7 protein-coding genes are annotated in these 8,292 nt (G+C 61.2%); 6 read left to right on the forward strand and 1 reads right to left on the reverse strand.

The genetic code is table 11. From position 1 onward, the window contains the following. Positions 1-142 precede the first annotated feature (142 nt). The 5 genes from EBS11_RS27330 (at position 143) to EBS11_RS27350 (ending at position 5,987) form a co-directional block, all read left to right on the forward strand. Positions 143-832 carry a response regulator transcription factor gene (locus EBS11_RS27330; protein WP_290608484.1) on the forward strand — a complete coding sequence of 230 codons (690 nt, stop codon included), beginning with the start codon at positions 143-145 and terminating at the stop codon, positions 830-832. Then, positions 819-2,045 carry a HAMP domain-containing sensor histidine kinase gene (locus EBS11_RS27335; RefSeq protein WP_290608472.1) on the forward strand — a complete coding sequence of 409 codons (1,227 nt, stop codon included), beginning with the start codon at positions 819-821 and terminating at the stop codon, positions 2,043-2,045. The genes EBS11_RS27330 and EBS11_RS27335 overlap by 14 nt, the downstream gene beginning before the upstream one ends. 278 nt (positions 2,046-2,323) lie before the next feature. After that, positions 2,324-2,959 (forward strand): acid phosphatase, encoded by a 636-nt coding sequence (locus EBS11_RS27340; RefSeq protein ID WP_290608474.1) that lies wholly within the window; start codon positions 2,324-2,326, stop codon positions 2,957-2,959. 62 nt (positions 2,960-3,021) lie between these two features. Continuing rightward, positions 3,022-4,500, forward strand: coding sequence for a DUF2868 domain-containing protein (locus EBS11_RS27345; protein WP_290608476.1), 1,479 nt, complete (start codon positions 3,022-3,024; stop codon positions 4,498-4,500). Then, the gene (locus tag EBS11_RS27350) at positions 4,497-5,987 is read left to right on the forward strand and encodes a DUF3482 domain-containing protein (protein ID WP_290608478.1); all 1,491 of its coding nucleotides are present in this window, start codon (positions 4,497-4,499) and stop codon (positions 5,985-5,987) included. The genes EBS11_RS27345 and EBS11_RS27350 overlap by 4 nt, the downstream gene beginning before the upstream one ends. Before the next feature lies 1 nt (position 5,988). Here EBS11_RS27350 and EBS11_RS27355 read toward each other — a convergent pair whose 3' ends face one another. Beyond that, on the reverse strand, positions 5,989-6,891 hold the full coding sequence (locus EBS11_RS27355; protein WP_290608480.1) for a LysR family transcriptional regulator: 903 nt from the start codon (positions 6,889-6,891) through the stop codon (positions 5,989-5,991). A 103-nt stretch (positions 6,892-6,994) separates the two neighbouring features. On the opposite strand from EBS11_RS27355, the gene EBS11_RS27360 reads away from it, so the two are divergent. Continuing rightward, on the forward strand, positions 6,995-8,074 hold the full coding sequence (locus EBS11_RS27360; protein ID WP_290608481.1) for a tartrate dehydrogenase: 1,080 nt from the start codon (positions 6,995-6,997) through the stop codon (positions 8,072-8,074). Positions 8,075-8,292 lie beyond the last annotated feature (218 nt).

The following is an 8,292-nucleotide window of genomic DNA, read 5'->3' on the forward strand; positions in this document are numbered from 1 at the left end:
TGATAGTGCTGCAACCAGTGTGAAAGTAGGTTATCGTCAGGCTTGTTATTCGCAGTAGAGAAAAACCCGCTCAGCAATGAGCGGGTTTTTTTTCGTCTGGCGGTTTTATGGGATGTCGTTCAATACCCCCTACAATGGCGGTATGCGCATCCTGATCATTGAAGACAACCCCGATATTCTCGCCAATCTCTACGCCTATCTGGAAGCCAAGGGCCATGTGCTCGATTCGGCCATGAATGGCTATGCCGGCCTGGCCTTGCTGGCTCAGCATGCATACGATGTGATCGTGCTCGATGTCATGTTGCCTGGCTTGACGGGACTGGAACTGTGCCAGAAACTGCGCGGTGAATTGCACAACAGCACACCGGTGCTGATGCTGACGGCGCGTGATACCTTGGAAGACAAGGTCGCCGGCTTTGACAGCGGTGCCGATGATTACCTGGTCAAGCCATTTTCCTTGCTGGAACTGGAAATCCGCCTGCAAGCCTTGCTGCGCCGCGCGCGCGGGCAAACCACGGGCGCGGCCATCCTGACGGTGGGCGAATTGCGTTTCGATACAGAAAAATTCGAAGTCCGGCGCGCCGGCCAGCCCTTGACCTTGACCAGGACCGGTTACACCATCCTGAAATGCCTGATGAGTGAGGCGCCCAAACTGGTGCCGCGCGACCGGCTCGAGCATGAAGTTTGGGGTGACGACCGCCCCGACAGTGATGCCTTGCGCACGCACATCCATGCGCTACGACAAGTACTCGACAAGCCGTACGCCTTCCCCATGCTGCGCACCATTTCCGGCATCGGCTATAAACTGCTGAGTGAAGATGCGGCCGTTTAACTCCTTGAAGCGGCGCATCATCGTCGCTTATCTCCTGTTTGCCGTGGTGGCGAGTCTCTTTTTTGCCATCATCGCCGCCATCGCCGTCGAAGGTATCGAAGTGCGCCTCGTCGATGAACGCCTCAAGGAAGTGGCGGCCTGGGCCTCGCCGCGGCATGCGGCCGGTCTGTCCGTCGAGATGCCGGCCGGCCTGAGTTTTCATCACGCGGGCGATATCCCGCCGCCGCTGCGCGGGCTGGCCCCCGGCATGCATGAAAAAACCATCGACGGCGTCGATCTGCACGTGCTGGCTGGCCGCGACGTACATGGTGACTTCGTCGTCATCGACCATGCCACGGAATATGAAAAGATCGAGATGGTGGTCTACAGCATGTTTGCCCTGGCATTTCTCGGTTTCCTAATTTGCGCTTCCTTGCTGGGCGCCTTCATCGCCAACCGCCTGATCACGCCCATCATGGCGCTGGCGCAAGCCGTCAAGGCTGGTCAGCCGGCGCTGCCGCTGCAGGATAATGCCGATGAACTGGGAATCCTGGCGCGTGCTTTTGCCGCACGTACGACGGAGTTGACGGAAGTTCTCGACCGGGAGCGGTTTTTTACGGGAGATGTCAGCCACGAACTGCGCACGCCGTTGACGGTGATTACGGGCGCGGCGGAAATCCTGATGGCGCATGGCGACGGCGCCCCTGTCGTGCGGGCCGCCTCCGAACGCATTGCGCGGGCCGCGCGCGAAGCCACCGATTCCGTGACGGTGCTGCTGCGCCTGGCGCGGGCGCCGGAGTTGCTGGAATGTGCGCCATTTTCTGTCGCGGAACTGGCCGGGCAGGAGTGCCAGCGTTACCAGCCATACACGGCGGGCAAGCCGCTGACGCTCGTCTTTGTGCCGGACCACGACTTTCAGCTCGACGCTCCGCGCGAACTGCTCGCCGCCGCCATCGGCAACTTGGTACGCAACGCCTGCCTATACACCTTGCAGGGCGAGGTCACCGTGCGCCTGGCGGGGCGCGCCCTGATCGTCGAGGACACGGGACCCGGCTTGCCGGAAGCGGCGCGAGCGCGCCTGCTGCACCAGCCCATACCGGCCGGCCTGGCTGGTTCGTCCGGCACGGGCCTGGGACTGGGCCTGGTTCAACGCATATGCCTGCATCTGGGCGCCAGCCTGACATTCACTCCCCGCCCCGGCGGCGGTAGCGTATTGCGTATTGATTTTATCTAAGTGTTACACGTGATTTTCGTACATTTAACGAAAATTTAACGCATATCTGACGTGGTTTTCACCTTCTTCCTTGTATGGTCTGCCCGGACGCTTGTCTTGCCACGCCGCCGTGCATGGGCGATGTCGTCATGTTCTCTTCATATAGACACTGTACGATGACTCGCATGGCTGCTGCCCTGCATGCGGCCAGTCCTTTTCATCCCATCAAGTAATTGTGCGTATCCATGCTGGCCAAACTGAAGTTCCTTACTCTCCCCAAACGTATCGATAGCGTATTCATGTTGTCGGCCGTCCTGATCATTGGAATTGGCAATTACAGCAACCTCGACCTGGCGCTTGCCGACAGCATGTATGACGGCGTGCGGGGGCAGTTTGCCGGTACGGCCAACGCACTGGCGGATAGTCTTCAGTCCGGCATGACCTTGCTGGCCGGCGCCGCGATCTTGCTGGCGATCTGGGATGCGCTGCGCCCCTTGCTTTGGTCCACATCAAGCCGCGTGGCCTTGCGCGTGCTGGCGTTGTCGGCCGTCCTGGTGCCGCTCGGCATCTATCTGCTGTCCGCGTTCAGCGGCGTGTCGTGCCCGACGGAGGTATTGCGCTATGGCGGCTTGGCATCCTACACGCGCCTGCTGGAAAGCGTGCCGGCGCAGGCGTCCGCCATGGTCTGCCTGCCGGCCACGGGGGCGAGCCATGCCTGGTGGCTGCTGGCCCTGCCGCTGTTTTTCCTGCCGCGCCGGCCACGCCTGGCGGTGCTGGCGGGCGGCGTCATGCTGCTGTGCGGCCTGGGACTGGGCTGGCTGCAACAACTGCGAGGGGCACAGTTCTTTACGCATACCTTGTGGTCGGCGTGGATTGCCTCCTTCCTCGTTTATCTGCTGTATCAACTGCTGAAAGCCGACGACGCGTTGGCCTGAAACGGAAAAGTACGTCACAATCTGCCTGTCGAGTTGTCGTTTCATACAAAAACAGGAGCACCATGAACGAGCAGATTGCGAGAGAAGTGGTATTGGTCCGGGCTATCGAGACGGCCGATCAGAAAAAAGAAGTCCTCAGCGAGGACGACCGCATGTATGCCAGCCGCAGCGCGCGTGAGCTTGCCCAGTGGCAAGCTTCAGGCAAGCAGGCCGAGGTCACGGGCGACGACTTCCTGCAGCAGCGCTCCGAACTCATCATCAAACGCATCACAGAACGCACGCCAGCTTTCGCCGCTTTCGCGAAACGCCGCAACGGCATGAAAACCCTGGCGCTGACCTTGCCCCTGCTGGCCCTGCTGCTCGGTGCCGGACTCGACCGCATTACGGACCCGCACCGCGTCGACCTGCTGTCGGCCCCCTTGTTGCTGATCATCGCCTGGAATCTGCTGGTGTACCTGGGCTTGCTGATCTGGCTGTGCATTCCCTCGCATTCCCTCGGCTGGCCGAAAGCGGGACTGGTGCGCCACCTGAGCGTGGGGCGCTTGTCCCTGCCGCGCAAGCTGCCGCACGCCTTGTCAGCGGGCTTGCTCAGCTTCATGGGTGAATGGGCGCACCTGAGCGCGAAACTGACGGCTGCGCGCCTGGGCCGCACCATCCACCTGAGCGCCGCCATGTTCGCCATCGGCGCCGTCGCCTCGCTGTATGCGCGCGGTTTTCTGTCGCAATATGCAGCCGGCTGGGAAAGTACCTTCCTCGGCGCCAGCCAGGTGCACGGCCTGCTTTCGACCCTGTTTGCGCCGGCCATTGCCCTGTTTCATCTGCAAGGCTTTTCGCTGGCGGAAATCGAAGCGCTGCGTTTCCCGCAAACGACGAACGTCGAGGGCGGCGCGCGCTGGGTGCACTTGTATGCGGCCACCATCTTCCTGCTGGTCGTCGTGCCCCGCCTGGTCCTGGCCCTCGTCAACAACTGGCGCGCCGCGCGCCTGGCCAGGCACTTTCCGCTGGATCTGGATCAGCCGTATTTCCGCAAGCTCAACGAAAGCATCGGCGTGGCCACGGGCGGCATGCTGCGCGTCTTGCCGTACAGCTTCACGGTCGATGAGGCGCGCCACAAGGGCCTGGGCCAGCTCTCCATCATGCTGTTTGGCGAACAGGGGCGCATGATGCTGCGGCCGTCGACGTCGTATGGCGAAGAGCCGCAGGACGTCTTGCGCGGCACGGACCTGAATGATCCGCAAGTCAATATCACGGCCGTGCTGTTCAATCTGACGGCAACGCCGGAAAAGGAAAACCACGGCGCCTTCCTCGATTACCTGGTGCAATCGTCGACGCGCGGCATCGCCGTCCTGATCGACGAATCCAGCTACCTGGAACATGCCGGCGAACAAGCGGACAATGCCGCGCGCCTGGCAGAAAGAGTCGCCCTGTGGCAACAGTTCTGCCAGTTCCACAAGACGACGGCCACCCTGGTCAATTTGCTTAATCCCGCCCTGCACCCGCTCGACGGCGGTGTCGGGCTGAAAGTATCGGCAGCAGCATGAGTGTGAATGTGAACAAAGAGGGGCAGGGCGATGCGGTGCAGATTCAGTTTGCGCTGATTTCGCATACGAATAATGGCAAGACGACCCTGGCGCGCACCCTGGTGGGCGTGGATATCGGCGAAGTGCGCGATGCCGCCCACGTGACGGTATTCGCGGAATCGCACACCCTGCTGGCCACGCCGCAGGGCGATACCTTGCAATTGTGGGACACGCCCGGCTTTGGCGATTCCGTGCGCCTGCTCAAGCGGCTGGGCCAGTCGGGCAATCCCATCGGCTGGTTCCTGCGCGAAGTGCTGGACCGCTATCGGGACCGCCCGTTCTGGCTCAGCCAGCAAGCCTTGCGCACGGCTAAGGATGCGGCCGATGTCGTGCTGTATCTCGTCAATTCCTCGGAAAATCCCAAGGATGCGGGTTACCTGCCGGCGGAAATGAAAATCCTCGAGTGGCTGGGCAAACCCGTGGTGGTCTTGCTTAATCAGATGGGGCCGCCACGTCCTGGCAATGAGGAACACGGCGAACAGGCGCGCTGGCGCGCGCATCTGCAGCAATATCCCATTGTGCGCGACGTCCTGGCCCTCGATGCGTTTGCCCGCTGCTGGGTGCACGAGCGCGTGTTTTACGAAGCCGTGGGCAAGCTCTTGCCTCAGTCGCAGCAGGCCGGCTATGCGCGATTATTTGCCACATGGCAAGCGCAGAACACGGCGCGTTTCCAGCAGGCCATGCATCTGCTGGCTACGCAGCTGGCCGTGGCCGCGCAGGACAGCGAAGCGATCGACCCTGTTTCCAAGGGCTTGTTGAAATCCGCGTTGCAGGTGGTGGGCATCGGCAAGAATGAAGAACAGCAACGCCAGGAAAAGGCCATGGGCAACCTGGTGGCGCGGTTGAATACGCGCAGCGGCGAGACCACGCGTGAACTCTTGATCCTGCACAAACTCGATCCCACCGATGCGCATAAGATCAATGCGCGGGTGCGGGAAAATTTTGCCGTGCGCGCGCCGATCGACAAGGCACAAGCGGGTCTGTTGGGTGCCATGATTTCGGGCGCGGCGACGGGCCTGTCGGCCGACCTGATTTCCGGCGGCCTCACCTTGGGCACGGGCGCCTTGCTCGGCGGCGTCGTCGGTGCGCTGACGTTTGCGGGCGCCGCCTGGGGATTTAATTCCGGCACGGATCGCAATCAGCCCACCATGCAATTTACGGACGCCTTCCTGCGCACCCTGGTGGTGGCGGGCGTGCTGCGTTATCTGGCGGTGGCGCATTTTGGCCGTGGCCGCGGTAATTTCGTCGAAAGCGAAGCGCCTGCCTTCTGGCAGGATGAAGTGGAGCGGGCGGTGGCGGACCATGATGGCGCGTTGCTGGAGTTATGGAAAGACGTGCGCCGCGAAAAATCACCGGAGCTGGCAGCCGAGCGCGTCCTGCCCATTCTGTCGGCCATGACGTCCGATACCTTGGCGCGCCTGTATCCGGAGGTGGCGCGCCAGGTGTGAGTCAGGCATCCCGCGCTTGCAGCCACTGTTGCAGAAACTGCACGCAGACCCGGACCTTGGCCGAGTTCGACAGCCGCGACGTCGTGACCGCCCATACATCGGCAGCCTGCCGGTATGCGGGCAAGATACGCACCAGATGGCCTCGTGCCAGGCTGCTGTTCACGTCCCAGGCGGAGCGCAAGATGATGCCGTGGCCGTCGAGTGCCCATTGGTGCACGATCTCGCCATTGTTGGCAGACAACGGCCCGTCGACTTTCACGGTTTCCAGCCCTTGCGGACCCTGCAGTTTCCAGCGTTGCCCATCCTGGTCGCGTTCACGGATGACGATGCAGTGATGGTCGCGCAATTGCGCCAGGGTGCTTGGTGTGCCGTGCTGCGCCAGGTAGGCGGGCGCGGCGCACAGCACGCGGCTGTTGCCGGCGATACGGTGCGCGATGAGGTCGGGTTCGTGCACTACGCCGACCCGGATGTCGAGGTCGAAACCTTCGCCCAGCAGATCGACGGGGCGGTCGAGCAGTTCCAGCTGTATCTTCAGCTCAGGATATTGCCGTGCCAGCTGGGACAGGGCGGGACCGAGCCGGTTGCGGCCGAAGCCGGAACTGGAGCAGATGCGCAACACGCCCCGTGGCTGCAATTTTGATTGCGCCACCGCTTCTCCCATCTGCTCGACATCTTCCAGGATACGCAGTGCCCATTGCCGCACGATCTCGCCGTGATCGGTCACGCTGACCCGGCGCGTGGTCCGGTGCAGCAAGCGCGCCTGCATGGCTGCTTCCAGCATGCCGATGCGCTTGCTGACGACGGCCTTGGAAATGCCCAGTTCCAGCGCCGTGGCGGCAAAACTCGTTTTCTGGGCGACCAGGCAAAACAGGCGCAAATCTTCCAGCAGTGGCGTATTTTTCATCGATTGGCCACGAAATGTGGATACTCGGGTTATGAATATCCCGATTGTATTCTGATGTGACGCCAGTATGATCAAAGCATCCATCTATCAACAGGAGAACGTGATGCCCCCACACAGAATCGCAGTCATCGCCGGCGACGGCATCGGCAATGAAGTCATGCCGGAGGGCTTGCGTGTCGTCGAAGCCGCCGCCCGCCGTTTCAATATCGACCTGCAGTTCACGACGATGGCCTGGGCCAATTGCGACTATTACCTGGAACACGGGCAAATGATGCCGTCGGACTGGTTTGCGCAACTCAAGGATTTCGATGCCATCTATTTTGGTGCCGTAGGCTGGCCGGACAAAGTGCCCGACCATATTTCCTTATGGGGTTCCCTGTTGAAATTCCGGCGAGAGTTCGACGAATACGTCAATTTGCGGCCCGTGCGCCTGATGCCTGGCGTGCCGTGCCCGCTGGCGTATAAACAACCGGGGGATATCGATTTCTACGTGGTGCGTGAAAATACGGAGGGAGAATATTCCTCCGTGGGCGGGCGCATGTTCGAGGGCACGGAGCGTGAAACGGTGCTGCAGGAATCTGTCTTTACGCGCAAGGGCGTCGACCGTATTTTGAAGTATGCGTTTGAGCTGGCGCAAAGCCGCCCCAAGAAACACCTGACATCGGCCACCAAGTCGAACGGCATTGCGATCAGCATGCCCTATTGGGATGAGCGGGTGGAAGCGATGGGACCTGCCTTCCCCGATGTGCGCTGGGACAAATATCATATCGACATCCTGGCGGCCCGCTTCGTGCTGAGTCCGGAGCGTTTCGACGTGGTGGTGGCCTCGAACCTGTTTGGCGATATCCTGTCCGACCTGGGTCCCGCCTGCACGGGCACGATCGCCATCGCGCCGTCGGCCAATATCAACCCGGAGCGGACCTTTCCCTCCGTCTTCGAGCCGGTGCACGGTTCCGCGCCCGATATCTATGGCCAGAATATCGCCAACCCCATCGGCATGATCTGGTCGGGCGCCATGATGCTGGACTTTCTCGGCAATGGCGACGCCAATCACCGGGCCGCGCATGATGCGATTGTGTGCGCCATCGAGCAGGTGCTGGAGCACGGCCCGCGTACGCCGGACATGGGCGGCAGCGCCAGTACCACCGATGTGGGCAGGGCAATCGCTACATTGCTGAAATAAAGCTTGCCGCCCTTGGGCGGCTTTGCTATAGTTCGCCTCCCCAATGAGACGCAGTCAAATGCGGCACTTGAGGATCACCGGAAACGGCGATGTAGCAGAAAAGAAGATGTTGACGGATGTAGCGAAATGCTTCATACTCTTCCTTCTTCGCAGCTGACAAACACAACGCTTTGTCGATAGCGCGAAAGCAGTACCGAATACAGTTCTTTAACAATTAA

Origin of the sequence: Janthinobacterium sp. (assembly GCF_009923995.1) — a bacterium.
In the GTDB taxonomy this organism is placed as follows: Bacteria; Pseudomonadota; Gammaproteobacteria; order Burkholderiales; family Burkholderiaceae_D; genus Janthinobacterium.

Excerpts from the sequence above, each read along its gene's own strand:
- EBS11_RS27330 (WP_290608484.1), top strand. The coding sequence starts at position 143 with ATGCGCATCCTGATCATTGAAGACAACCCCGATATTCTCGCCAATCTC.
- EBS11_RS27335 (WP_290608472.1), top strand. The coding sequence starts at position 819 with ATGCGGCCGTTTAACTCCTTGAAGCGGCGCATCATCGTCGCTTATCTC.
- EBS11_RS27340 (WP_290608474.1), top strand. The coding sequence starts at position 2,324 with ATGTTGTCGGCCGTCCTGATCATTGGAATTGGCAATTACAGCAACCTC.
- EBS11_RS27345 (WP_290608476.1), top strand. The coding sequence starts at position 3,022 with ATGAACGAGCAGATTGCGAGAGAAGTGGTATTGGTCCGGGCTATCGAG.
- EBS11_RS27350 (WP_290608478.1), top strand. The coding sequence starts at position 4,497 with ATGAGTGTGAATGTGAACAAAGAGGGGCAGGGCGATGCGGTGCAGATT.
- EBS11_RS27355 (WP_290608480.1), bottom strand. The coding sequence starts at position 6,891 with ATGAAAAATACGCCACTGCTGGAAGATTTGCGCCTGTTTTGCCTGGTC.
- EBS11_RS27360 (WP_290608481.1), top strand. The coding sequence starts at position 6,995 with ATGCCCCCACACAGAATCGCAGTCATCGCCGGCGACGGCATCGGCAAT.